Genomic DNA, 25639 nt, shown 5'->3' on the forward strand with positions numbered 1-25639 from the left:
GGAGTGGAGGACGTCAAATCGCTCCCCCGACCTTCAGATAGAACTGACCTTCTCGTTCATCCACGATCGTACCGGGCATGTTTCCTTCGCTGTTTTCAGCGTGGACCCATTCATACAACGGCAATCTATCAAGCTCTCCTTTTGTGAAATAGATTGCATATTTCCCGTTTGGATTGTCTTCTGGGATACCCGTGCCCATCCGCCAATCCGCCTCAATCCGTAGCGCTTTCATTTGCTTGGGCGTCAGATAGCAAACCCCGATCGCCACATCGTACGCAAGCGCCTTTTCGGCATGCTCCGGATTGGTCATCGTCGTGGAGTGATTTGTCGGGCTGTTGGTCGAGCCACGATCTAGCCAATCGACAATCTGCTGATCGCGCCATTCCTTGTAGCCTTCCGGCATTTCGCTCTTGCCGTCCTCGCCGATCACGTGGCCATCACCATCGAGCCATTCCGTATTCAGCGTTCGCCGCGCCTCCATCCGCATCAGCGCGCGATCCTCATAACGCTGTCCGGCTTCGCTCTCTGCCGTACCTTGCGCGACGCTGTCATTGTTCTTCGCCTTGTACTGATCGTAGGGATCATCAGCGCGCTTGTCGGCGTCTGTCTTGCTTGCGTCGCGCCATGCGGCCGGCGGATCGTTGCCTTCGTTGAAGTCGCTTGTCGCATTGCCGTCCTTCGTTTCGATGGGCTTGCCGAACCGCAACGCCTTCGGCGGGAACGGTTCGTCGAGTGCCGGAGCGTCCGCCACCACGCTCCAGCCCTTCGGCGGATTGGCGTTCACGCGGAACATATTCAATGCCGAGCTGATCTGGGTCACGAAAAACATGATCGGCGCGGATGCAAGCGTGGCCGCCACCCCGAACACGGACTCGTTTCCCTTGAGTGCACCGATGAGATTGAACTTGGCCGGCGGCGAAGGCGGATACCAGAATCCCGACGTCGTTCCCTCTTTGCCATGCCGCCAGTCATCCTCCCGATACCGATAGCGTTTCTGTACGCCAACCTTGAAGCCGGAGGCAAAGACGCGCTGCGTCAGCACGCCGGGGACACTGATATCGTTCAGCTCGTTCTCGTCGATGCCGCGCCAGCCGATGCCTTGAACCGTGACCGCCGAAATCACCTGATCGTGCGGACAGCAATACGCGGTGACGCGACCATACGTCGATCCGTTCAGGCCGTGGCGAATCCGATCCTCTTGCGCCGAATAAGACCGCTTGCTGGTCGGCGATACCCGTTCGTTGGCCATGTCTTCATCGATCTTGTCGGTGGAAAGTTCGTATGCCTTACGAGTGCCGATGATCGACAGAAACTTGCCGAATGTTTTCGTGCGCGCGGCGTAGGTCTGCCGTCCGCGACGACCGCTGCCGTCCCTGGTCGCGCGTTGCGACCAGGTATCCATGAACGTATCGGATGGATTTGGGCCATCTGCGCGCGCAAGACTGTACGGCGCATTAGCCAGTACGTAGGCATCCGCCACGCAATGCCCGCTACGTCCCCACGGATCTTCGACATCGGGCAGTGCATCGCCGAAGAACGCCGCCGTCAGGCCCACGATGTTGCCCTGGCTATGGCATACGACGGTAATCGGCACGTCGGCCTGCATGCGGCGAATCGACTCGATCAGCCTCGCGAGGCGCAACGCCGCGAGCACGCCATATGCGCGGGGCGGCGCGCGATACAGCGGCCGGTTGGTCGGGTTGATCCCCTGGACGGTCAACCACCCGGCCGCGCGGTCGTCGAGGCCGCCGTGCCAGAGATCGGGCAGACTCGCGCAACCGTTCGTGAACGGGCCGCCGCCCCAATAGTCCTTCTCGTTCAGGAAAATCTTGTCGCCGTACTCTTTCAGCTCTGCGGCGGTTGCCCGATAGCCCCATCGGAAATGAATGACGGGAGAGAAGGACGGGTCAGATTTGATGTAATTGCCGGACCAAAGCTTCGGATTCAGAAACCCGTCCGGCGTCACGCTTTCCGTGTACTTCGCCGGCACCAATTGCCCGGCGTCGATGCCGTGATACATCAATTGATCGTCCAGCCGCCCAAGCCGGCGATTCAGGCCATCGCACAGCCCTTGCTCGGCGGCTTCAAACCATTCGCCTTCGGAGTTCACGCCATGGACGAAGATGACGACACCAGGCAACGGCATTTGCTTGATACAGATCAGCCGGGTGTCTTTCGTCCACATCGAGACTCCGTCGCTCCGACCGACGACGATCTGAGGTGGCTCCGGGCGCGACGCAGCCGCGTCGGGCACATCGGCCCGCGAGGCGTGCTCGTCGGTGCGTGCGTCCTCTTCCGGCCGAGGATCGAGAGATGAATCAATCATCCGGACTCCTGCGCTTGCGTTAAACATTCTTCTTGGCGAACTGCACCGCCAGCCTCTCGAACCGGTCGGTATCGACCGCCGGCAGTTCCCCGGCCGTGTCGGTCGTCAAACTCGACAGCGTTCCCGATGCCTTTCGAATCTGTCCTTCGAATCCCGGCGCCGCGTTACCGTCCGTTGGCCGAATCAGCTTCGGGACGCGGCCGAGCGGACTTTGATCGAATGTCGGCAGGTCGACGCTCATGCTGGCGGGGCCGTCCCACGCATGCCCATCGGATTTCACGGTGAACTTGCCGGGGCATCCCAGTTCGATATCGCCGCCATGCAGCTTGAGATACGCGCCGCCGGACGTGACGAATACGACTTCGTCGCTTGCCGTGCCGGCAAGCTTGCCGTCGGCCGCGGTCAACTGGATGTTTTTGCCGGACTCGATTTGCGTGTCGTCGTTCTGCGATTGCAGGGCCACTTTCCCGTGGTTCGCAATCGCCGATACGCCGTCGCCGTGCGCGAACATCGCGACGCCATGCCCGGCATGCAGATTGATTCGCTCGCCGCTCGTGATTTGCATGTGCTGCTGCGCGATCTGATCGATGTTCTCGCCCGCATACGTGACGTGCGTTTTCGGCGTGACGTTCAGCGACCCCGCTTGCGCGCCGAACGCCATGAACGCGGATGCGTCGTCTGTCACGCCGGATTCCGACCGGCCGGGTTTCCAGTGACGGAAAGCATTGGCGATGTTGTCCTGGCCGGCCGTGTCGGCGGATTGCCCGCCATGCTCGCCGGCGTGATCGCCGAGTGACTTGAACAGCGCCGTGCATTGATCGAGCAAGTGAATCAGTTCTTCGCGATCGAGCTGACCGCCGGTTGCGTGCGAACGCGCATAGGTCGTCAGCAGCATGCCTTGGGCGGCGCGCAACGCCGCAGCGGCGTCGGTGCGCAGCTCCGCGCCTTCGCCTCGATCGTCCCCGTGTCCGTCCACGCGCGGCTGCGTCAGGTAGCCGAGATTCAACTGGGTATGCGCATGTTCGCTTGCCAACTGCGCGGAGATTTGCGACGGCGTATCGTCCAGGCGAAGCTGGTTGTGCCGGCGGCCCTTGACTTCCCGCGTCTTGATCCCGGACACGTAGCGATTGCCCGGCAGCCCGCCGGTATGGCTGAAAGTCGCGGGTGGGTTCGCGCCGTTGCTCAACACGCCGATGATCACCAGACGGTCCGGATCGCCCGACAGGCTCCCCAGCAGGACCTCCATGCCGACGCGCGGCAGGAACAGCGCGCCGAAATACTCGCCCGCGAGACTCGCCGCGACGCGAATCGGCGCGCTGTCGCCGGCCAGGCCGTTCGTGCCGGCGCCTTGCGCGTGAGCATGGTCCGCCGGATCCAGCCCGTGAATCTGCACCCGCACGCGGCCGGCCTTGTCGCAAAACACCTCTTCGCCCTGCGTGCCGACGATCGTGCCGGTCAGCAGGTGAACCGGCGGCACGTCGATCGCCGGATCGTAGGCGGGCTTCAGCGGCACACCGCGCTGCACGCACGTGAAACTGTTCTCGTAGCGCGTGTCCGTTGATCCCGATGCATCGGGCGGCGGGGCGGTCGGCGTCAGGTTGCGGCTTGCCGCGAATAGTCCGCTTGTGCGGCCCGACAGGTCTTTCGGCAGGTTGTTCCAGATGGCGTGTCGAATCGACGTGACGACGAACCGACGGCGATCGATCGACTTCATATCCAGCTCGGGGTCGCCGGCCAGCGTGAACCCGTGCCCCACCAGCATGTCGCGTACGGTGCCGATGCCTTCGAAGCGCGCGGCCGCGAACTGGTGGGCCAGCATCCGGTCGTGCGCGATGCGCGCGTGATCGTTCCACGAGTCGCCGACGTGCGGGATGTCGATCGCGACGTCGGTCAGCAGGCGCGCAAGATCGTTCCCCGACTCGCCCTGGTCGAGGCCGGTGACGGCCTCGAAGTCGTCCATGCGAGCGGTCTTGTAATCCCACGACGGGCGGCGGACCTTGCCGGGCGACAGGCTCTGGTCGTACGCAAAGAGGGTGACGGTGTCACGTTGCTCGACGCCGGCGTCGCGCGGGTGAAGGCGTACGATACCGGCCGGCGCGTCCGGCAGACGATGCGGATCGTCGCAGAACACGAGCGTGTGAATCGGGCGCTCATCGGCCACGCCGCGTCTTCCGTCGACCGGCGCGGCCTTTGCAAAGACCGTGATGCCTTCCCGGCGCAGCAGACGCCGGATGAAGCGTGCGTCGGATTCGTTGACTTGCCGCGTCAGCTCGCGTGCCGGATACCGATCGGCCCGCAATGCCGACAGGTCGAAATCGAACGCTCGCGCGAGTGCGGGGCTACGCTGTTTCCACTCGTTCATCAGCGTCGCCAGAATGTCCGGCACGCTGCGCGAGCGGAACAGGCGGGCGTTCGTACGACGGTCCATCAGTGAAAGGGCGTCGCACACATGCAGCTGATAGACGGTCAGTTCGCCGTCGGATTGACCGGCTCGCACTTCGCGCACGATCGCGTTGATCGCCTGGATGTTGCCCCGATCGGTCGTCAGCCGGACCGATACGGGCAAACCGAGAAACAGCGCAGGCGGCAGATGATCGTAGGTCGACACGCAGGTCAGTTGCCCTTCGATGCCCGACATCAGTCCCTCGCGGATATCGGCGTGATGGAGCGCCAGCAGATGGCCGACTGCGCGTTGCGCCTGCCCGAAATGCAGGGAGACTGGACGCTTGTTCAGGTCGACCAGACCCGACGCAAAGTTTCTAAAAGTTGCTGCGATCGACATAACGACAATCTCGTTATTTTTTGTTCCGGATTCGGATGGGTTCGAATCCGCCTCTCAGGGTGGCAATGCAACGGCACTTGGGATTTCGGTGCGAAGAATAGCAAGCTATTTCTAGCTTTAATTAATATTTTTATTTTGAGATGGGAAATATTTTCTTTTGAAACAATGGTTAATATTTGGTTGGTTTGAGTAGTGTTTTTGTTTGGATGAGAATGTGTCGAGTAGATTGTTCTGGATTGGTATTTGTCGTGCCTCGTTTTCCCATATCGTCGAAATGGGGGCTTTTTTGTCAGGACACGATTGAATTGGAGGTTGAAGATTCGGAATTGTCCTGAATCAAAATGAGCAACGACACGTCACGCTATTGAAATCGGTGCGAGCGGGGCTTGTGCACCGGCGCGCGGTGTGTAAGCCCGCCGATCGGATGCCGGAAAAGGCATCTTTCAACATACAAATTCGCCGCCGGATGGTTCGGTGGCGCACGTGAATGGCGGGCTGGATTCGGACGGAATCCGCGAGTCAGGCGATGGCGCGGGACGCGTTTGCGGATGGCCGATGGGCGCCGCTGCTCGCTTTCCGTCGGTTGTTGTCGCCAAGGCAACACGGTAGTGTTGTGTTGGCCGTTGACGTGCCGCCGGGCCGACAAGGAGCCTATGGCGAGGCGTGCCGGCATCGGCGAATTTCAAGCGGCGGGTGCGTTGCCGATCGTTCCGCCCTATAGTGCTCGTCGTTTATCGATCCGCAAGCAATCGGGAGTTCGTCGTGTTTCACCGGAAATTCAAATTGGGTTGTTCGCGCTTCGCGTGCATCGTCGCCGTGACGACGATGCTGGCGCCCGTCGCGGCGCGTGCGGAGGGGGAGGCCGTCGGCGGCGCGACGCACGTCGCGTCGGCTGTCGATCACGACACGTCCCCGGCACGACCGATTGTCGGCGACGATCCGGTTGCCATCCGGGAGGCGCTGCAGAAGGTGCACGCCAGCACGCTCGCGCCTTCGTTGCGTGACCGGGTTCGCGGCGCCGTCGCCGGTGCCGCCGGCCGGCACGGCGCGAATCCCGACCTGGCGGCCGTCGGTCTGGACCGTGACGTGACCTTCGTGGTGCCGGTGCGGTACGGGCTGAGATACCGGTCGCGGCGGCAGTTGCTGACGCTGGATGTCGACCTGTTCGATGCGGAGCGCGACGGCCGGGACGGCATCCTGCTCAGCAAGGTGACGAAGGGGCCGCGCGGGCGCGGGCTCGTGATTGCTCCGGAAGCGAAGGCGAAAGGGTACGTCCAGCACGTCGACATCATCGAGCTCGACGCCGGACAAGGCAAAAAGACCACGGTTCGGAGCCGCATGCACCTTTCGCCCGCCGAGTACGCGCAAACGCATGGCGACTTCGCGCTGGTTTTTTCCGGACGCCTGGTTCGGCCTTACCTGACCGAACAAACCGAACATGCCGACCCGAGTATCGAGGAGCCGACGGACATTTCGACGCGGATCTCCACGGTGCACATGGATCTTCGTGATATCTCGCTGGTGAGTCCGTCGAGCGGCGTCGTGGTGTCGAAGAAGCTGCGGTTGTCGAAGTAGGGGGCGGGCGGGTCGTGCAGGCGCGCGGAGAGGCCTTGGACGATATTTTTCCTGGTAAGTGAGCGGTAAGTCGACTGGTCCTACAGTAGCCCCGGTTTCCACCCTCGACACCAGGAAACGATTGTGAAAATTGCCTCTCGCCGCGCCCGCCCGTTATGGCTGATTGCCGCTTCATTCGCACTTTCATCTGCTTCCGCGTGGGCGGACGACGGCAGGAGCCCGCCCGATCCCGACAATACAGGGCTGACCATCCTCAACAACGCGACCAACGTCACGCATTGGGGATTGGGCGCGGGCGTCGGCATCGAGCCGTCGGCCTACAGGGGCGACGGCACCCGCGTATTGCCTTTTCCGCTGGTCTACTTCGACAACAAATGGGTGCAGGCCATCGGCACCACGGTCGATCTGAAAATCGGCAACTGGAGCGGCGTCAATGTCGCGCTGCGTGGCCAGTTTTCGCTGTTCGATGGATACAGCGGCTCGGATGCCCCGATCCTGAACGGCATGGAAAAGCGCAAGGGCGCGTTGTGGTATGGGCCCGCACTGTCATGGAGCACCGGCTTCGGCACGTTGTCGGGTAGCTTCCTGCTCGGCGGAAACAAGGGCGAGCGCGCGAAAATCGGCTTCGAGAAGGCGTTCGAGCTCGGCGCGTTCTCGATCACGCCGCATGTCGGCGCGGAATGGCTGAGCAACAAATACGTCGACTACTATTACGGCGTGCGACCATCCGAGGCGCGTGCGTGGCGTCCCGCCTACAGCGCGGGTTCGGCCGTGAACGTGTCGGCCGGCACCCGTTTCGACTATCGGTTGACGAAGCAGCAGACGATGTTTGTGGACGTCGGCGTGTCGCGTCTCGGCGACGGCATCACCGACAGTCCGCTCGTCGGCAGGCGGTTCGTTCCCCAGGCCCGGATCGGCTACATGTATCGGTTCAAGTGAGTGCGAGCATGCCAAGAGTGGCGATAGTCGAGGATCACGAACGCCTGGCCGGCCTGTTGTCTCAGGCCTTGGCCGCGGCGGGCATCGAATCCGACCGGTTCGGCAATACCCGGGAAGCCGCTTACGGTATCGACCGGGCCGATTACGCGCTGCTGATCGTCGACCGCGGATTGCCCGACGGAGACGGCCTGACGTTCCTGCGGACGCTGCGCGCGGCGGGCCGCATGATGCCTTGCCTGATGCTGACGGCACGCGACGCGTTGCATGACCGCATCGACGGACTCGAAAGCGGCGCCGACGACTATGTGACCAAGCCGTTCGAAATGACCGAACTCGTCGCCCGCGTACGCACGCTGATGCGGCGTCCGGCGCTGCTCACGACCCTCGTCGCATCGTTCGCGGATGTGACCGTGGACCCGCCGCAGCGCGCGATGCGCTGCGGCGACCGGACGGTGCTGCTGGCGCCGGCCGAGCTGCAGGTCATGCTCTGCCTGATCGAAGCCGCGGGCCGGACCGTCCGGCATGCGGTACTCGAGCATGCCGCGTGGGGGCTCGCGGAGGCGGTCACGCCGAACGCGCTCGAGGTGACCGTGCACCGCTTGCGCAAGAAACTGACGGCGATCGGCACAACGACGCGGCTCACCAATATCCGCGGCGCCGGCTTCGCGCTGCGGGACGCGTGACGATGCTTCGCCGCGTGTCACCCGTTGCTGCTCCCTGGTAAAAAAACGCCATGTTCCGTCATTGGATCCTGCGCCTGTCGACGCGTCTGTGGGTGACCAACGTCGCCGCGTTCGCCATCAGCCTGGCGCTGCTGTCCGTGCTTTCCATCTATTTTCTGGATCGATATCCGGAGTTCTTGGGAAGGCGCCAGCAGATGGAGAGCATCCGTCATATCGTGGACGGAATGCATTTCGATGCGGCCGGGCGCCCGGCATCCGTGCGATTGGGCGAGCATCCGGCGGTGATGTTCCGGCTCTTGCCGGCCGACGTGAAGTATCGCGTGCTCGATGCGACGGGGAAGGTGTTGCTGGCGTCGGTGCCTTCGAGCGACGATCGACCGTGGCTGACGGAGAACCTCGCGACGGTGGCAGGCAAGGTGCTGCCCGCCACGATCGACGGCAAGGCGTACGCGGTCGCGACGCAGCGCGCGTTGAACGGGAGCGTCGTCTATTACGTGCAGGTGGCGCACAGCAGGCAACTCGTCGATGCGCTCGTCAGGACGCGGATCGATCCGATACCGAGGACCGTCGCGTATGTGCTGGTCATTGCGACCATCATTTTCGGACTGACGCTGCCGTTGACGATCGGTCACGTGCTGAAGCCGTTGCGGGAGGTATCGCGTGCCGCGCGGGAAATCGAGCCGCGCAACCTGAAGACGCGGCTGTCGTCGGCCGGGATTCCCAGCGAGATCAAGCCGCTGATCGATGCGTTCAACGACGCGCTGACCCGGCTCGAGAATGGCTTTGCGGTGCAGCAGCAGTTTCTGGCCGACGCCGCGCACGAGTTGCAGACGCCGCTCACGCTGGTCAGAGGGCAGATTGAGCTGCAGCCCGACATCAGCCATAAGGCGCTTTTGCTTCGCGAGATCGATTTGATGGCCCGGCAGGTCAAGCAACTGCTGCATCTGGCTGAAGTCAGCGAAGCGCAGAACTTCAGTTTCGGTGATGTGAGCGGCGTCGACGTCGCGCGGGACGTCGTGAGCCTGCTGGCCGGCAAGGCCGATGCGAAGCAGGTGACGCTTCATATCGAAGCGCGCGATTCCGCGGCGCCGATACGCGCGGACGGCGGGGCGCTTTTCGTCCTGCTCAAGAACCTTATCGAGAATGCGATCAATGCGTCGCCGTCGGGCGGTGTCGTCGTGCTGACCGTTCTCGAGACGGCGATTCATATTGAAGATGAGGGGCCGGGTATTCGGCGGGAACATCTGCCGCTGCTTTTCGACCGATACTGGCGGGCGCCGGATTCGCGATATGACGGTGCGGGGCTCGGGCTGGCAATCTGCAGGGAGATTGCGGAGGCTCATCAATGGAAGTTGACGGTCGATGTGCTGATGACGGGGACGCGGTTTAGTGTTTGGTTTTAGTCGGGGCGGTGGTCGTGTGGTGGCCGGCTCTCGCGGTAAAAGGGCTGGATCGAACGGTCCGTCCGGTCGAATTGCGGCTTTTCCGGGGCCACTTGTTCGACAGTGGGTTTTCGGTATAATGAACCAATGTTCGGAATGTCGAACGCGAGAGATTTAGCATCCAGAGTCGGATCTTCCGACGCCAACCTGCCCTCCCGGGCAAGGTGGACGCCCTTGAGGCGATGCGGCCGATTGACGGCAACGAAACGGGAGCAGCATGGCTGGCACCGGTTCGATAACCATTCATCCGGAGCAACCATGAGCCAAGTTTCCTCCGCTTCCCGCCCGACCGTCTGTGAAGACTGGTCGCGTTTTCTTCCCGGTTTTACGTTGACGCACACGGTTCATCTCGTTTCGAAACGGAATCCGGGCATCGTTTCGACTGCTGCGGCCGTACTCGAAGGGGAAACGGCGACGGTTGATCGGTGGGCTATTACCCGCTGTGGTGACGTTCTCGAACAAAAAATCGTGCTCGGTGAGATGACGGAAGGGCAAGCGGTTCGGTTGCGCGAGCGGCTTGCGGCGCTCGATGGCGTGCTCCGGACCAGGGTCGAGCATCATTTCGTTCGGAGCCGATCAGCGGTGGCCTAACATGTGCAGGAGAGCGGTCGTCAGACGATGCCATTCGCGCTGTCGACGCGTGCCTTCAAATAAGCTTGTCCGTCGGCCCTGTTCGGCTCAGGGCATTCCTGGAGATAGGGAACGTCTGGGCGAAGCTCGTAAGGTAACCGGTACTGCTGCCAATCAGTAGCCGGCTAAAGATCATGACGACAATTTTGGGGCAATACGGAACGATTGAAATTCGTGGTTTCTAAGTGCATCCGATATGATTGTGATCACTACATCCGACGAGAGACGCCGTGGAACTGAACCTTGCATCACTCCAAAACCAGCTTGCGTTAATTGACTTGATGTCTCGGTCATCTCGTGGTCAGGCATCCGGCATGCTTGAACGGTTAGTGCTTAAGCATGAAAATATAAAAATTAAGATGTATCAAGAAAAGCAACATGCTAGAGCGCATTTTCATGTCGATTACGGTAAAAACAATCATGTCGCGACATATGCCATAGACACGGGCGAAAGAATCGAGGGCACCCTCGATCGCAAATACGACAAATCGGTTTCGGCGTGGGCGGCGGCGAACCGGGAGAACTTGATGGCGGTGTGGCGTGCACTCCAGTCCGGTACCCCCGAATCACCGTTCATTCAGTCTCTTTCCGCTATGTAGCACGGATCAATCTCTGCAATTGATGGCGCAACTACACACGCCCGTTTCTTAGCCGGCGACGGAATTCCTTGGTCATTCAAGCGGTGAATCGACTTTCGATGTTGTGTTATTCCGGCGAGGTGTTACGGCGTTGTTGAAGTTCGAGCATGCAGCGAGGCGCGATGAGACGTTTTTTGCAAACCACCACGAAGGGACAGAAAATACCCCTCACTCCACCGTCACCGACTTAGCCAGATTCCTCGGCTTATCAATATCCGTCCCCCTTGCCAGCGCAGCGTGATACGCGAGCAGCTGCATCGGCACCGTATGCAGGATCGGCGACAACGGCCCGTAGTACTCGTTGAGCCGAATCACCTCGATCCCGTCACTCGGCACCAACCCACAGTCCACATCCGCGAACACAAAAAGCCGCCCATTCCGCGCACTGACCTCATGCATGTTCGACCTGAGCTTTTCAAGCAGCATGTCATTCGGCGCAACCGCGATCACCGGCATTTCATTGCTGACGAGCGCCAGCGGCCCATGCTTGAGCTCCCCCGCCGGATAAGCCTCCGCATGAATATAGGAAATCTCCTTCATCTTCAGCGCGCCTTCCAGCGCGATCGGATAATGCATCCCGCGCCCGAGAAACAGCATGTTGTCGCGTCGCGCGAGCAACTCCGACCACGCCATGATCTGCGGTTCGAGCGCGAGCACCTTCGACATCGCATCGGGCAGATGCCGCAGCGCGCGCAAATGTTCCTTTTCTTCATCGTCACTCAACCGCCCGCGCACCTGCGCCAGCGACAGCGTCAACAGGAACAGCGCAACGAGCTGCGTCGTAAACGCCTTCGTCGAAGCCACGCCGATCTCGACCCCCGCACGCGTCACGAACTGCAGCGCACATTCGCGCATCAGCGCACTCGTCGCGACGTTGCAGATCGCGAGCGTGTGCATCATCCCGCTGCGTTTCGCGATGTGCACGGCCCCAAGCACATCAGCGGTTTCACCGCTCTGCGACACCGCAACCACCAGCGTGCGCGGATTCGGCACACTGTCGCGATAACGAAACTCGCTGGCGATCTCCACGCTGGCCGGCAGCTTCGCGATGCTCTCGATCCAGTACTTCGCGGTCAGCGCCGCGTGATAGCTGCCGCCGCACGCGAGCAGCAGCACCGAATCGACGTCGTTGAACACGCGCCACGCGCCGTCGCCGAACAGCTCGGGCATGATCGACGAAACGTCGAGCAGCGTATCGGCCACGGCCTGCGGCTGTTCGAAGATCTCCTTCTGCATGTAGTAGCGATACGACCCGAGATCGGCCGCGCCGCTATGCGCGGCGACGCGTTGCACCGCGCGCTCGACGCGCTGGCCGTTCGCATCGACGATCCAGTAGCGATGCAGCTGGATATCGGCGACGTCGCCGTTCTCCAGATAGGCAATGCGATCGGTGATGCCCGACAGCGCAATCGCATCGGACGCCAGAAAATTCTCGCCTTCGCCGACCCCGACGACGAGCGGCATCCCGTCGCGCGCGCCGACAATCCGGTGCGGCTCGTCGCGGCACATCACCGCGATCGCATAGCTGCCGCGCAGTCGCGCCACCGCACGCCGGACCGCATCGAACAGATCGCCGTCGTACAGGTGGTCGATCAGGTGCGTGATTGCCTCGCTGTCGGTCTGACTCGCGAATACATAGCCGTGCGCCTGCAGTTCCGCGCGCAGTTGATCGCAGTTCTCGATGATCCCGTTGTGCGACAGCGCGATGCGCGCATTCGCGTCGCTCGGCGAGAAGTGCGGATGCGCGTTGAGCGTGACGGGCGCGCCATGGGTGGCCCAGCGCGTATGCGCGATTCCCGTGTAACCGGACAACGCCAACTCGGCGATCTCGCGCTGCAGGTTGGCGACACGATCGACGCTGCGGGCGCGCGCCAGCGCGCGGTCGCGGTAGACCACGACGCCGCACGAGTCGTAGCCGCGGTATTCGAGCCGTTTCAGGCCGTCGACCAGGTTCGGCAGGATGTCCCGCTGGGCAACCGCCCCGACGATTCCACACATATCGCGCTCCGTAAATGTCCTGTCTGGATCAGTGAGAGCGATGGTAGAGCCAGTGAAATGGAATTAAATTTCAAAAAACTGCAAAACATGAAATTGGTGGATGATCGCCTATCATGTTGAAATTAAATTTCACTTTCTGACCGGAAGGAGTGCGCGATGGCCGGCATCACCCTCGACGACCTCGACCTGCGCATCCTCGCGATCCTGCAGGACGACGCGTCGGTGTCCAACCTGCAACTCGCCGAGCGGGCGCTGTCGTCGCCACCTACCTGCATGCGTCGCGTGCGCCGGCTGACGGAGGCTGGCGTGATCCGTCGGCAGGTCGCGGTGCTCGATCCGGTCGCGATCGGCACGGGCGTCACCGCACTGATCGAGATCAGCCTCGACCGGCAGACGGCCGAAGACTACGACGCGTTCGAAGCGTACGTGTGCGCGGAGCCGGCCGTCACGCAGTGCTATCGCGTGTCGCCGGGGCCCGATTTCGTCGTGATCGCCGATCTCGCCGACGTCGCCGAATACGACGAATTCGCGCGGCGGCTGTTCACCGGCGCGTCGAACGTCCGCAACGTGCGAACGTTTTTCTCGACGCATCGCGCGAAATTCGAAGCGAACGCGCGGGTCGCGCACGCGATGCGCCAGCGCGCGTAGCGTGAGGTAACCGCGTCGTTCGTCCCGCATCACGCAGTCGGGGCCGCGCCCGGCAGTTGCAGCGGCTTGCCGTATCCGAAGCAATGCGCAGGTTCGGGAAACACGCGCTGCCGCACGTCGTGCGCGTACTGGCGGATCGCGTCGCGCATCACGGCGTTCGCATCCGCGTAGCGCTTCACGAAGCGCGGCGTGTACGCATCGAACGCACCGATCATGTCCTCGGTCACGAGCACCTGCCCGTCGCACGCGGGCGATGCACCGATGCCGATCGTCGGGATCGTCAGCGTTTCGGTCAGGTGGCGCGCGAGCGCTTCGGCGGTGCCTTCGATGACGACACTGAATGCGCCGGCCCGCTCGGCCGCGCACGCGGCGTCGAACACCTGCGCGGCCGAACGCGGGTCCATGCCCTGCGCGCGGAAGCCGCCCGTCGCGTTGGCCTGCTGCGGCATGAGGCCGACATGCGCCATCACCGGAATGCCGCGATCGGTCAGGAAACGGATCGTGTCGGTCATCTCGCAGCCGCCTTCGAGCTTCACGGCCTGCGCGCCGGTTTCGGCGAGGAGCCGCGCGGCGGAGCGATAGGCTTGCGCGGGCGATTCCTGGAACGTGGAGAACGGCAGGTCGACGACGACGCACGCGTGCGCGGCGCCGCGCACGACGGCCGCCCCGTGTGCAATCATCATGTCGAGCGTGACGCGCAGCGTATCGGGCATCCCGTACAGCACCATGCCGACGGAGTCGCCGACGATGATCACGTCGGCCACGTCGTCGACGAGTTTCGCCATCGGCGCGGAATACGCTGTCAGCGACACGAGGCTGCCGATGCCTTTGGTCGAGCGGATCGCGGTGACGGTCTTGCGGGTGATGCGGGTATGAGCGCTCATGGGCGGAAGCCGTGTGAAAAGGGGAGCCGCCACGGTAGCATCGCGCTCGTTCGTGCAATGACCTTCGGAGGACGTCTTATGTTGCTGGCGGGACAACCCGGCGACCCTTACGCAGTGCCGCCGATGGCGCGCCTGCCGAGGCCGCTGTACGTGCGTGCGTTCGGGATTCCTCGCAACGTGAGCGTCGACGCGCACAGTCATCCGTGGGCGCAACTGATGTATGCGACGAGCGGCGTGCTCGAGGTGACGACACCGTCGAGCCGGCAACTGCTGCCGCCGCACTATGCGATGTGGATTCCGCCACACGTGCCGCACGCGGTGTCGACACGCGATTGCGTCGCGTTCCACAGCCTGTATCTCGACGCAGCCATCGCGCGCGGCGACGTGAACGACGATTGCACGATCCTCTGCATGACGCCGCTGCTGCGCGAACTGGTGCTCGCGACCGGCGAGTTGCCGGTGAACTACGACGAGACGGGGCCCGACGGTGCGCTCGTGTGCCTGATCGCGGACCGGATCGCGCGCATGCAGCCGGCCCCGCTCACGGTGCCGCTGCCGCGCGATCCGCGCCTGCTGAAAATCGCGCGTGCGCTGCACGCGGCGCCGGGCGATACGCGCAGTCTCGACGAATGGGGCCATCAGGTCGGCGCGACGCGGCGCACGCTGTCGCGGCTGTTCCGGCAGGACACGGGGCTGTCGTTCACCGAATGGCGGCAGGCCGTGCGGCTGCTCGCGTCGCTGCCGCTGCTCGATGCGGGGGCACCGATCGGCACGGTGGCCGCGCAACTGGGTTACGACTCGACGTCGTCCTTCATCGCGCTGTTCCAGGCGAAATTCCGCGTGACGCCCGGCGCGTATGCGAAGCGTGAAGCGCGTCGGCCGGTGTTGAGCGTGTGATGCGTTCCGTCGATCAGAACGCGAGCGCTTGCTGCACCGGGTGCCGGGCATCGCGCGAAAACCCCGCGCCTTCGAGCGACAACAGCGCACGCTTGCGGTCGATGCCGCCCGCATAACCGGTCAGGCTGCCTGACGCGCCGACCACGCGATGGCACGGCACGATGATCGATACCGGATTGCGGCCGACCGCGCCGCCCACCGCGCGCGCGCCGCTCATCGGCAATCCGACGCGCTCGGTGATGTCGCCGTACGACACGAGTTCGCCGAACGGAATCGCAAGCAGTTCCTTCCATACGCGTTGCTGAAACGCGGTGCCGCGCAGGTGGATCGGCACCGAGAACGTGTCGCGCGCGCCGGTGAAGTACTCGGCGATTTCTTCCGCGACCCGGCGTGCGACCGGCGACCTGGCGAGCGCGTCCGCTGCGCGCACGATCGCAAGCGACGGAAAGTATTTCTGGCCGACGAAGTACAGGCCGGTCAGCGCATCGTCCTCGATGCGCACGGCGATGTCGCCCAGCGGGCTCGGAATCAGGTGAGCGGGAGTCATCGCGACAGATCTCCATGAAGGCGCCACCCATGCAGGGCGGCATACGCGCGCCACGGCGCCCAGCGCGCCGCCGCGTGCGGTGCGGAGGACGGCCCGCGCGCGAGTTCGGTGCGAGCGGGCAGCCACGCGTCGTCGGCCGGGAACGCGTTCGGCCAGGCCATCGCGCGCATCGCGACGTACTGCACCGCGCGTTCGTCGAAGCCGGGCAGCGCGCGCAGCGCGGCGAGCGTCGCGTCGAGCGGCGCCATCGGTTCGAGCGCGAGCGTGCCGTCGTCGACGGCGCGGGCGACGGACACGATCGCGCGCGCCGTGTCGCGTTCGATGCCGATCGTTTCGAGGGCCGAAGGCGGCAGCGCGGCCAGCGTCGCGGCGCAAGGCAGTGCATGCGTGAGGCCCGGCGGCGCGCCGTCGACCGCCGTGCCGAAGCGTTCCGCGAGGCGGGCCAGCGACGGCGTATCCGCCTGCGCCGACGCAAGCTGCTCGCCGACGATCGCACGGATCGCGATCTCGAGACCATCGAACGCACCGGGCACGCGCAGGCCCGGCGAGCCGCTTGCGAGATCGCCGAGATGCGCATCGATCACGTCGGGGCGACTGTCGAGATCGAACAGCCGGCGCACGCGTGCGAGCACGGCCGGCACGACCGGCGTCAGCGCGGGCGACACGGTGACGGCCAGCGCGAAGCGCTGCGGCAGGTGCGCGACGGACAGCCAGCCGGTCACGCGGCGGCTGTCGTTCCGGTCGGGCAGGTCGACGATGCGGGCATAACGCTGCGCGTCGATCCGCTCGACGCCGTCGATCTGCCGCTGCGCGAGAAAACGCATCAGGTCGGCCCACGCGAACGGCGGCCGGTACGGCAGCGGAAAGGTCATGTCGCCGTCGGCCGCTGCACCGGCCCCCTTGCGCAGCCGCAGCGGATTGAGGCCGTAGCGCTGGCGGAACAGGTCGTTGAAGCGCCGCACGCTGCCGAAGCCGGCCGTCGACGCGACGACGGCCACGGGCAGCGCGGTATCGGTCAGCAGCCGCTTGGCCATCAATAACCGCTGCGTCTGCGCGAACTCGACGGGCGACACGCCGAACTGCGCCCCGAAGATCCGCCGCAGATGGCGTTCAGTCACGCCGACGCGCCGCGCAAGCGCATCGACGGAATGCGCGTTCAGGAAACCGTCGTCGATCAGTGTCGCGGCCGCGTCGGCGAGATTGCCGGACAGGTCGAGCAGCCCGTGGCCGGGCGCGAGCTCGGGTCGGCAGCGCATGCAGGGCCGGAAGCCGGCTTTCTCGGCGGCCGCGGCGGTCGGGTAGTAGCTGCAGTTTTGCGCCTTCGGCGGCCGCACCGGGCAGACGGGGCGGCAATACACGCCGGTCGTCGCCACGCCGACGAAGAACCAGCCGTCGAAGCGGCGGTTCCGCGAAAGCAGGGCGTCGTAGCAGGTGTTGGGATCGAGGCGCATGCGACGACTGTAAACCATCCTCGCGGTCGATTCTGGCTGGAATCGGACATGTATGTCGGCCGCCCCGCGCCTGCCGCGCCGCGGCGGGAAAATCAGCGGAAAAACGGTTAATGCCACTCTGCGAAACAGTCGTCTCTTTTGCCGCGACCAATTTGAGATGACTCATCGAAATCCCCGACTGACACGGTACCGGCACGCGGCCTATCCTTTGAAAAACGTTTTCCAGATTGGTTGGTGAAAAGGGCCCGTGCGTCAGCGCGTGGGCCGTTCGCCCCGGCGCCGGTCGCCGGTCAACGAACTTCGTGCGGCGCGACGGGCGCGACCGCGCATCGGAGACATTCATGCCTTCTGCCGTCGTCGGCGCGGTGCGCGCGGCCGCCAGCCGCTACCGCTGGACCGTTTGTGCGCTGCTGTTTTTCGCGACCGTCATCAACTACATGGATCGGCAGATCCTCGGCCTGCTCGCGCCGATGCTGCAGCACGACATCGGCTGGAGCCAGGTGCAGTACGGCCGCATCGTGATGGCGTTTTCGGCGTTCTATGCGCTGGGTCTGCTCGGCTTCGGGCGCATCGTCGACTGGCTCGGCACGCGCGTGTCGTACGCGGTGGCGATGCTGGTATGGAGCATCGCCGCGATGCTGCACGCGGCGGTCGGCTCGGTGACGGGCTTCGCGGCCGTGCGCGCGCTGCTCGGGATCGGCGAGGGCGGCAACTTCCCGGCCGCGATCAAGACGACGGCCGAATGGTTTCCGCGCCGCGAACGCGCGCTCGCGACCGGCATCTTCAACTCGGGCGCGAACATCGGCGCGGTGTTCGCGCCGGCGATCATCCCGGCGATCGCGGTGGCCTACGGCTGGCGCGCGGCGTTCGTGATCATCGGCGCGATCGGCATCGTGTGGCTCGCGGTGTGGCTGGTGATGTATCGCACGGCCGACACGCGCGCGCTCGCCGCGGAATACGACGAGCCGCGCGACGAAGCCGAGGCGCTCGACGCGGCGAACGCGAACGCCGGCGCGCCGCGCTGGGGCGAACTGATCCGCAAGCGCGAGACGTGGGCCTTCCTGGTCGGCAAGTTCCTGACCGATCCGGTGTGGTGGTTCTACCTGTTCTGGCTGCCGAAGTGGCTGAACGAGTCGCGCGGGATGGACATGCAGCACATCGGTTTGCCGCTCGTCTGCATCTATGCGCTGACGACGGTCGGCAGCATCGGCGGCGGCTGGCTGTCGTCGATGCTGCTGCGCGCGGGCTGGAGCGTGAACCGGGCGCGCAAGACGGCGATGCTGATCTGCGCATGCTGCGTGCTGCCGATCGCGTTCGTGTCGCAGGTGCAGAGCCTGTGGATCGCGGTGCTGATCGTCGGTCTCGCCGCGGCCGCGCACCAGGGCTGGTCGGCGAACCTGTTCACGACCGCGTCCGACCTGTTCCCGCGCCGTGCGGTCGCGTCGGTGGTCGGCATCGGCGGGATGGCCGGCTCGATCGGCGGCGTGCTGTTCTCGGAAGTGATCGGCCAGGTGCTGCAGCGCACCGGCCACTACTGGGTGCTGTTCGCGATCGGCGCGTCGGCCTACCTGATCGCGCTGGCCGTGATGCACGTGCTCACGCCGAAGATGAAGCCCGCGAAACTCGATGCGTGATGGCGTATCGGCCAAGCGACAACGCCGCCCTCGGGGCGGCGTTTTCGGTTCGGGGACGTGACGCGCGTCGCGATCGCGTCAGCCGGCCGAGGCCGTCGACGCGCGCATGATCAACCGCGGCTCGAACGTCGAATAGCTCGCGTCGGTGCGCCCGGCGAGCGCGTCGATCAGCTTCTGCATCGCGAGCTCGCCCATGTTCTCGCTCTGGATGTCGACGGTCGTCAGCGCGGGCGCCGCGTATTCGCCGTACGGCACGTTGTCGATGCCGGCCACCGACACGTCCTGCGGCAGCCGGAAGCCGAGCGACGCGGCTTCCTTCATGAAGCCGAGCGCGATCAGGTCGTTGTAGCAGATCACGGCCTGCGGGCGCTGCGGCCCGAGCATCACGCGGGAGCACGCGCGCTCGCCGGCCTCGGCGGTCGGCGCGTGCGCGTCGTGCACGTCGAGCGTGAGCCCCGCTTCGGCGAGGCAGTCGCGCGCGCCCTGGATCCGTTCGTCGTTCACGCGCGCGGTGCCGAAGCCGAGATACGCGATGCGCGTATGGCCGAGATTGAGCAGGTGGCGCGCGAGCATGTAGGTCGACAGCCGGTTGTCGATGCCGACGCTCGGAATCGGCAGGCCGGGGCTGCGGCGCAGCAGCACGAGCGGCTTGTTGAGGTCGAGCATCCAGCCGGCTTCGTCGTCGGGCATCCGCGTGCTGACGATCAGCCCGTCGACGCGCTGCGCGAGCGCCTCGATCAGCGAGCGTTCGCGCGCCTGGCTCTCTTCGGTATCGACGAGCAGCAGCGTGTAGTCGTGCTGCAGCGCGACGCGGTTCGCGCCTTTCACGACGTTCGTGAAGTGCGGGTTGCTGATATCGAGGATCACGAGGCCGATGGTGCGGGTGCGGCCGGTGATCATCGAGCGCGCGAGCGGGTTCGACCGGTAGCCGAGCCGCTCGATCGCCTCCTTCAGCCGTGCCTCGACGGTCGGCGAGAAGCGCTGCGTGCCGTTCACGTACTTCGATACCGTCGCGACCGACACGCCGGCTTCCGCGGCCACGTCGCGGATCGTCGAGGAAACTTTTTTCATGCGAAGGGTAACGTTTTCGTTCGATAACGCCCGATTGTGGCAGAAAAAGCCGGCGCGCAGATCGCAGCCGATATCGGGAAAGTGCGGATGGCTGCGAGCAGCTTCGACCATTGACGCTCGGCGTCGCGTCCGCGTATAGTTGGAAAACGTTTTCCTTCTTAGTCAGATCCAAGGAGATTCGATGAACGCCTCATCCCCCGCCGCGCGCAAACCGTTCGGCCGCCTGTTGCTGACGGGCGCGGCCGGCAACCTCGGCCGCCAGTTGCGCGGCGCGCTCGCCGACTGGGCCGACGTCGTGCGCGTCAGCGACATTGCGGCGCTCGGTGACGCGGCCGCGCATGAAGAGCTCCGCGTGGTCGACCTGGCCGACCGGCCGGCCGTGATGGATCTCGTCGACGGCGTGGACGCGATCGTCCACCTCGGTGGCATTTCGGTCGATGCGCCGTTCGACGATCTGGTCGGCGCGAACATCACCGGCACGTACAACCTGTACGAAGCCGCGCGCAAGCACGGCGTGAAGCGCGTCGTGTTCGCGAGCTCGAACCATGCGATCGGTTTCCATCCGGTCACCGACGTGCTCGACGCCGATGCGCCGCTGCGGCCCGACAGCCTGTACGGCGTGACGAAGTGCTTCGGCGAATCGCTGTCGCGCTACTATTTCGACCGCTTCGGGATCGAGACGGTGTGCCTGCGGATCGGGTCGTCGTTCGAGGTGCCGAAGAACCCGCGCATGCTCGTCACGTTTCTCAGCTATCGCGACTTCATCGAACTCGTGCGCTGCTCGCTGCTGACGAACCGCGTCGGGCACGCGATCGTCTACGGCGCGTCGGACAACCCGGTGAAGTGGTGGGACAACACGAAGGTCGGCTTCCTCGGCTTCCGCCCGCGCGACAGTTCCGAGCAGTTCGCCGGGCTGTTTCCGGTGACGGCGCCGACCGCCGAGTACGACGATCCCGCGCAGCGGTTCCAGGGCGGCGGGTTCGTCGTCGGCGAGCCGATGGAGCGGAAGGCGTCGTAAGCATCGTCGGCGTCGAGCCTCAACGCAGAATGTCGGTCGCCTTGTGCCGCTCGTCGACGCCGTCGATCAGGATCAACGGGCCGCTCGCGTGCCGTGCGCGCAGCGGCTGGATCTGCCGGTACGCATCCGATTCGTACCATTCGCGCGCGGTGTCGAGATCGGGAAACGCGATCGCGATCAGGTCGCCGCGCCACACGCCTTCGCGCACTTCGGGCCGTGCGCCGTGAATCACGAAATGGCCGTCGTACGGCGCGAGCGTGCCGTCGATCCGTTCGAGGTACTCGACGATGTCGTCGCACATGTCGACGTCATGCAGGTGGGCGATGGCGTAGGCGGTCATGGCAGGCTCCTTGGCGGGATGCGGTTCGAGAGTCGATGGAGCCATGATCGCGGCGCGCGCGGCGCGCGTCGATTACCTGCGACGTAAGCAACTCGCGACAACCGCGTTACATCGTGCTTCAGGCCGCGGCGCGCAATCCCGCAGTACAAACCATCACGCCCGCTTGCGCGCCGGCCGCACGACGGGCACGGGCTCCAGCGGCTCGGCAGCCTGCTCGCACAGCCGGTCGAGCATCCGCTGCGCGGCGCCCGCGCAATCCTCGCCGGCCGGCTTGTTCTCGATCTCGTCGATCAGCGTTTCCAGATGCTGCCGGTTCTGCGCGAGACGCCGTTCGAGCAGCGCGATTTCGTCGACCTTGTGCCGCAGCGCGACCAGCAGTTGATCGTGCGGCCATGCGCCGAGATCCGGCGGCAGCACCGCACGGATCTCGTCGAGCGAGAAGCCCGCGCCCTGCGCGCGGTCGATGATCGCGAGCCGCGTCAACGCTTCCGGACCGTACTCGCGATAGCCGTTCGCCTGCCGGCGGGCCGGCTCGAGCAGGCCGCTCGCCTCGTAGAAGCGGATGCGCGACGCCGCGAGGCCGCTCGCCTTCGCCAGTTCGCCGATTTTCATGGTGGGCTCCAAAAGGGCTTGACCTTAAAGTTGACTTTAAGGTTATCGTGGGCCATCGTCAATCGAGGATCTGCCACCATGAATCTGTTTGCGCCCCTCACACTGCCCAACGGGGCGGTGATTCCGAACCGTCTGGCCAAGGCCGCGATGGAAGAAAACATGGCCGATGCGGACCACGCACCGTCCGACGCGTTGCTGCGCCTGTACCAGGCTTGGGCCGACGGTCAGGTCGGGCTGATCCTGACCGGCAACGTGATGGTGGACGGCCGCGCGATGACGGGACCGAACGGCGTCGTGCTCGAAAGCGACGCGCATCTCGACCGATTCCGTCGCTGGGCGCAGATCGCGCGCTCGGGCGGCGCGCACGTATGGATGCAGATCAATCACCCGGGGCGGCAGATGCAGGCGGCGCTCGGCCAGACGACGCTCGCGCCGTCGGCCGTGCCGCTCGCGCTCGGCGCGCTGTCGAAGCAGTTTCCGGTGCCGAAGGAAATGACGGCAGCCGATATCGCCGACGTGCAGCAGCGCTTCGTGCGCGCCGCGCAGCTCGCGGAGCAAAGCGGTTTCACCGGCGTGCAGGTGCACGCGGCGCACGGCTATCTGCTGAGCCAGTTCCTGTCGCCGCTGACGAACCGCCGACAGGATCAATGGGGCGGGAGCATCGAGAATCGTGCGCGCCTGCTGCTCGATATCGTGAAGGCGGTGCGCGCGACGGTGTCGCCGGCATTCGTCGTCGCGGTGAAGCTGAACTCGGCCGATTTCCAGCGCGGCGGTTTCAGCGCGGACGACGCGAAGCGCGTGGTCGAACTGCTGAATCCGCTCGGCGTCGATCTCGTCGAACTGTCGGGCGGCAGCTATGAAGTGCCGGCGATGCAGGGCGAGGCGCGCGACGGGCGCACGCTCGCGCGCGAAGCGTATTTCCTCGAATTCGCGCGCGACATCACGGCCGTCGCGCGGATGCCGCTGATGGTCACGGGCGGTATTCGGCGCCGTGCGGTGGCCGAGCAGGTGGTGAACAGCGGCGTCGCGATGGTCGGCATCGCGACCGCGCTGTCGATCGACCCGAACCTGCCGCGCGACTGGCGCGCCGGCAAGGACAGCGCGCCGGTGCTGCAGCCGATCCGCTGGAAGAACAAGGCGCTGGGCGCGCTGGCGAACATGGCCGTCGTCAAGTTCCAGCTCACGCGATTGAGCGAAGGGCGCCGCACGCACCCGCAGGTGTCGCCGCTGCGTGCGCTGGTGCGGCAGCAACTGGCCGCGCAATGCCAGACGCGGCGCTACCGGAAGTGGATGGCGGGCCCGCGTGCGTGACGGGCGCGGGCGGGCTGGCAGCGGCGCGACCGGACACTGACCGGCCCGCCGCCGCGCACCCGTTGCGCGCCGGCGCGCCGCATCAGAACCGGTAGTTCGCCAGCACCTCGAACCGCCGGTCGTTGCCGAGCAGATACTGCGTTTCGTTGTAGTACGCGGACTGCACGTAGCGGCGATTGAACACGTTGTACGCGCGGGCGGTGATCGTCGTGTCCTTGCGCGGCGTCCATGCGAGGCCGAGATCGACGGTCGTGTACGACGGCATCACGAGCTGGTTCGCGGTATCGGCGAACCGCTTGCCGACGTATTTCACGCCTGCGATACCCGTCCAGTCTGGCGCAAAGCGCCAGCTCACCCACAGGTTCGCGAGCCGCTGCGGCACCGACACCGGCACGTTGCCCGCGCGCGACACGGCCGTGCCGCCGGACGACTGCTGGAAATCGTCGTATTTCGCGCGCAGGATCGACACGTTCGCATCGACGCGCCAGTCCTTCGCGATCTCCGCGCCGACCGTCGCCTCGAGCCCGCGCGACGACTGCTGGCCGACCTGGATCGACTGGTTCGGGTTCACCGGGTCGGCCGTCAGCAGGTTGCGCTTCACGATCCGGTACGCGGCGAGCGTCCATTCCGCCTTGCCGTCGAGGAACGACTGCTTCACGCCGATCTCGATCTGCCGGCCGGTCGCGAGCGTGAAGTTCGCCTTCGACGCATTCAGCGACAGCAGCGAGCTGACCGGATCGGCCGCGACCGAATACTGGCCGTACACGGCGAGGCCGGGCTGCACGTCGTACACGGTGCCGATGCGCCAGCCGGTGTTCGCGAACACCTTCGTGAACGCGCCGCCGTTCACGAGATCGTCGCGGTTCACGCTCGCGTGGTCGTAGCGCAGCCCGCCGATCACCGACCAGCGCGGCGTGATCTCGAGCCGGTTCTCCGCGAACAGCGCGTACTGGTTCGACTGGCTGCGGTACTTCGGAAACGTGCCGGCCGTATTGATGAAGCTGCCCGGATCGAAGTCGAACGGATCGACCGTCGACGTGCCCGCATACGGCGAGTTGTTGTCGTGCTGGAACGTCGTGTGGTTGAACTCGACGCCCGCCGAAAACGTGTTGCGCATGCCGAACAGCGCGCCGCCGACGGTGGCCGTCGTCATGTTGCCGTATTGCTCCTGGTCGTGAAAGATCTCGGTATAGCTGCTGCGCCGGACTTGCGCGCTCGATGGCAGGTACGTGTAGTACTCCGCATCCTTCCAGTGACGGTTGCTCTTCATCCGGTAGAGCGTGCTCGTCACGTTCAGGCTGTCGCTCGGCTGCCAGTTCGCCGAGACGGTCGCCCAGCTGTCACGGAACGCGATGTCGGCGTCGCCGACGTTGTAGTTCTTCTTGTCGAGCCCGCGATCGCGCGCACCGTTGACGAGCGGCACGCCGAAGTACTGCATCGGATGCATGAAGCCCTGCGCGTACGACGCCGTCACGAACAGGTCGGGCGTCACGTCGTAGCGCAGCGCGCCGGAGACCGACAGGTTGCGCGAATTGCCGTGATCGACCCAGTTCGACGATCGGTTGCCGCTGATGTCGAAGCGGTACGACAGCCTGTCGTTGATCGCGCCGCCGCTGCCGAACGCGGCCCGCGCGGTGCCTTCGGTGCCGCCGCCGACCTGCAGTTCGTTGCGGATCGGCGTGCGTGTCGGCTTCTTCGGGACGATGTTGACCACGCCGCCGATCGCGCCTTCGCCGTAGATCACCGAAGCGGGGCCGCGCAGCACGTCGATATGGTCGACCGACCACGTGTCGAACGGGAACGTGACGCCGATCGCGCCGTACGGGCGCACGCCGTCGTAGAGCTGCGTGACCGACGACGCGCCGACGAAGCCGCGCGCGGCGAGCTCCGAGTTGCCGTTGCCCGGATGCGGCGACGCGCTGATGCCGGCGGCGCGGCTCACGGCGTCGATGATCGAACGGTCGCCGCGCGTGTCGAGTGTCGCGCGGCTGATCTGCTCGACGCTCGCGGGCGTTTCGAGCGACGACAGCCCGAGATGGCTGCCGGTGTCGAGCGGTTGCATCAGCGCGGGCGCCTTCTGCGCGTCGACGCGAATCGGTGCGAGCGTGGCGCCGCTGCCGTCGACGCCGTTTTCCTGTGCGTGTGCGTGCCCGGCCGGCGACAGCGCCGCGAGCACGGCAGCAGGCAGCATCAATCTGAACTTCATTGCTTCG

Annotated in this window: 21 protein-coding genes and 1 riboswitch; of the genes, 11 read left to right on the forward strand and 10 right to left on the reverse strand. The window is 64.9% G+C overall.

Annotated features, from left to right (window positions below; translation table 11 throughout):
* Nucleotides 1-13: 13 nt before the first annotated feature.
* Both GJG85_RS26650 and GJG85_RS26655 read right to left on the reverse strand, forming a co-directional pair.
* Nucleotides 14-2326, reverse strand: coding sequence for a hypothetical protein (locus GJG85_RS26650; RefSeq protein WP_089488984.1), 2313 nt, complete (start codon nt 2324-2326; stop codon nt 14-16).
* Nucleotides 2327-2345: 19 nt separating this feature from the next.
* Nucleotides 2346-5108 (reverse strand): type VI secretion system Vgr family protein, encoded by a 2763-nt coding sequence (locus tag GJG85_RS26655; RefSeq protein ID WP_204384018.1) that lies wholly within the window; start codon nt 5106-5108, stop codon nt 2346-2348.
* A 762-nt stretch (nt 5109-5870) separates the two neighbouring features.
* Here GJG85_RS26655 and GJG85_RS26660 point away from each other — a divergent pair.
* From GJG85_RS26660 to GJG85_RS26685, 6 genes are all read left to right on the forward strand, one after another.
* Nucleotides 5871-6683, forward strand: coding sequence for a hypothetical protein (locus GJG85_RS26660; protein ID WP_204384020.1), 813 nt, complete (start codon nt 5871-5873; stop codon nt 6681-6683).
* A gap of 285 nt (nt 6684-6968) precedes the next feature.
* On the forward strand, nt 6969-7622 hold the full coding sequence (locus GJG85_RS26665; RefSeq protein WP_235356327.1) for a MipA/OmpV family protein: 654 nt from the start codon (nt 6969-6971) through the stop codon (nt 7620-7622).
* An 8-nt stretch (nt 7623-7630) separates the two neighbouring features.
* Complete coding sequence (locus GJG85_RS26670; protein ID WP_050018086.1) at nt 7631-8305, forward strand: response regulator transcription factor; 675 nt, start codon at nt 7631-7633, stop codon at nt 8303-8305.
* Between the two features lie 50 nt (nt 8306-8355).
* The gene (locus GJG85_RS26675) at nt 8356-9708 is read left to right on the forward strand and encodes an ATP-binding protein (protein ID WP_204384022.1); all 1353 of its coding nucleotides are present in this window, start codon (nt 8356-8358) and stop codon (nt 9706-9708) included.
* Nucleotides 9709-9859: 151 nt separating this feature from the next.
* Nucleotides 9860-9963: riboswitch (SAM-I-IV-variant riboswitch) on the forward strand.
* A 42-nt stretch (nt 9964-10005) separates the two neighbouring features.
* Entirely contained in the window at nt 10006-10338 is a 333-nt protein-coding gene (locus tag GJG85_RS26680) for a hypothetical protein (protein ID WP_150123383.1), read from the forward strand.
* 269 nt (nt 10339-10607) lie between these two features.
* The gene (locus GJG85_RS26685) at nt 10608-10976 is read left to right on the forward strand and encodes a DUF4160 domain-containing protein (protein ID WP_235356328.1); all 369 of its coding nucleotides are present in this window, start codon (nt 10608-10610) and stop codon (nt 10974-10976) included.
* 207 nt (nt 10977-11183) lie between these two features.
* Here GJG85_RS26685 and glmS read toward each other — a convergent pair whose 3' ends face one another.
* Nucleotides 11184-13013, reverse strand: coding sequence for a glutamine--fructose-6-phosphate transaminase (isomerizing) (gene glmS, locus GJG85_RS26690; protein WP_204384023.1), 1830 nt, complete (start codon nt 13011-13013; stop codon nt 11184-11186).
* A gap of 156 nt (nt 13014-13169) precedes the next feature.
* On the opposite strand from glmS, the gene GJG85_RS26695 reads away from it, so the two are divergent.
* Nucleotides 13170-13661, forward strand: coding sequence for an Lrp/AsnC family transcriptional regulator (locus GJG85_RS26695; RefSeq protein WP_204384024.1), 492 nt, complete (start codon nt 13170-13172; stop codon nt 13659-13661).
* 29 nt (nt 13662-13690) lie between these two features.
* Here GJG85_RS26695 and panB read toward each other — a convergent pair whose 3' ends face one another.
* On the reverse strand, nt 13691-14545 hold the full coding sequence (gene panB / locus GJG85_RS26700; protein ID WP_204384025.1) for a 3-methyl-2-oxobutanoate hydroxymethyltransferase: 855 nt from the start codon (nt 14543-14545) through the stop codon (nt 13691-13693).
* Between the two features lie 78 nt (nt 14546-14623).
* Between panB and GJG85_RS26705 the strand changes: the two genes are divergently transcribed.
* Nucleotides 14624-15442: a helix-turn-helix transcriptional regulator gene (locus GJG85_RS26705; RefSeq protein WP_089488992.1), complete on the forward strand. Its 819-nt coding sequence runs from the start codon at nt 14624-14626 to the stop codon at nt 15440-15442.
* 13 nt (nt 15443-15455) lie between these two features.
* On the opposite strand, the gene GJG85_RS26710 is transcribed toward GJG85_RS26705, so the two are convergent.
* Entirely contained in the window at nt 15456-15989 is a 534-nt protein-coding gene (locus GJG85_RS26710; RefSeq protein WP_204384026.1) for a methylated-DNA--[protein]-cysteine S-methyltransferase, read from the reverse strand.
* Nucleotides 15986-17458, reverse strand: coding sequence for a DNA-3-methyladenine glycosylase 2 family protein (locus GJG85_RS26715; RefSeq protein WP_204384028.1), 1473 nt, complete (start codon nt 17456-17458; stop codon nt 15986-15988). The genes GJG85_RS26710 and GJG85_RS26715 overlap by 4 nt, the downstream gene beginning before the upstream one ends.
* Before the next feature lie 323 nt (nt 17459-17781).
* Here GJG85_RS26715 and GJG85_RS26720 point away from each other — a divergent pair, with 323 nt between their 5' ends.
* Nucleotides 17782-19074, forward strand: coding sequence for an MFS transporter (locus tag GJG85_RS26720; protein ID WP_050018104.1), 1293 nt, complete (start codon nt 17782-17784; stop codon nt 19072-19074).
* Nucleotides 19075-19152: 78 nt separating this feature from the next.
* Here the strand turns inward: GJG85_RS26720 and GJG85_RS26725 are convergent, their stop codons facing one another.
* On the reverse strand, nt 19153-20256 hold the full coding sequence (locus GJG85_RS26725; protein ID WP_050018094.1) for a LacI family DNA-binding transcriptional regulator: 1104 nt from the start codon (nt 20254-20256) through the stop codon (nt 19153-19155).
* Nucleotides 20257-20326: 70 nt separating this feature from the next.
* Between GJG85_RS26725 and GJG85_RS26730 the strand changes: the two genes are divergently transcribed.
* Nucleotides 20327-21163: an NAD(P)-dependent oxidoreductase gene (locus tag GJG85_RS26730; RefSeq protein ID WP_050018095.1), complete on the forward strand. Its 837-nt coding sequence runs from the start codon at nt 20327-20329 to the stop codon at nt 21161-21163.
* A gap of 19 nt (nt 21164-21182) precedes the next feature.
* On the opposite strand, the gene GJG85_RS26735 is transcribed toward GJG85_RS26730, so the two are convergent.
* Both GJG85_RS26735 and GJG85_RS26740 read right to left on the reverse strand, forming a co-directional pair.
* A complete protein-coding gene (locus tag GJG85_RS26735; protein ID WP_050018096.1) occupies nt 21183-21503 on the reverse strand; it encodes a DUF1330 domain-containing protein in 321 nt (106 codons plus the stop codon).
* Nucleotides 21504-21656: 153 nt separating this feature from the next.
* On the reverse strand, nt 21657-22115 hold the full coding sequence (locus GJG85_RS26740; RefSeq protein ID WP_050018097.1) for a MerR family transcriptional regulator: 459 nt from the start codon (nt 22113-22115) through the stop codon (nt 21657-21659).
* A gap of 78 nt (nt 22116-22193) precedes the next feature.
* Here GJG85_RS26740 and GJG85_RS26745 point away from each other — a divergent pair, with 78 nt between their 5' ends.
* Complete coding sequence (locus tag GJG85_RS26745; RefSeq protein ID WP_204384030.1) at nt 22194-23426, forward strand: NADH:flavin oxidoreductase/NADH oxidase family protein; 1233 nt, start codon at nt 22194-22196, stop codon at nt 23424-23426.
* An 82-nt stretch (nt 23427-23508) separates the two neighbouring features.
* Here GJG85_RS26745 and GJG85_RS26750 read toward each other — a convergent pair whose 3' ends face one another.
* A complete protein-coding gene (locus tag GJG85_RS26750; protein ID WP_204384032.1) occupies nt 23509-25632 on the reverse strand; it encodes a TonB-dependent receptor in 2124 nt (707 codons plus the stop codon).
* Between the last annotated feature and the right edge of the window lie 7 nt (nt 25633-25639).

It is taken from the genome of Burkholderia sp. MS389 (assembly GCF_016899425.1).
Lineage (GTDB): Bacteria > Pseudomonadota > Gammaproteobacteria > Burkholderiales > Burkholderiaceae > Burkholderia > Burkholderia sola.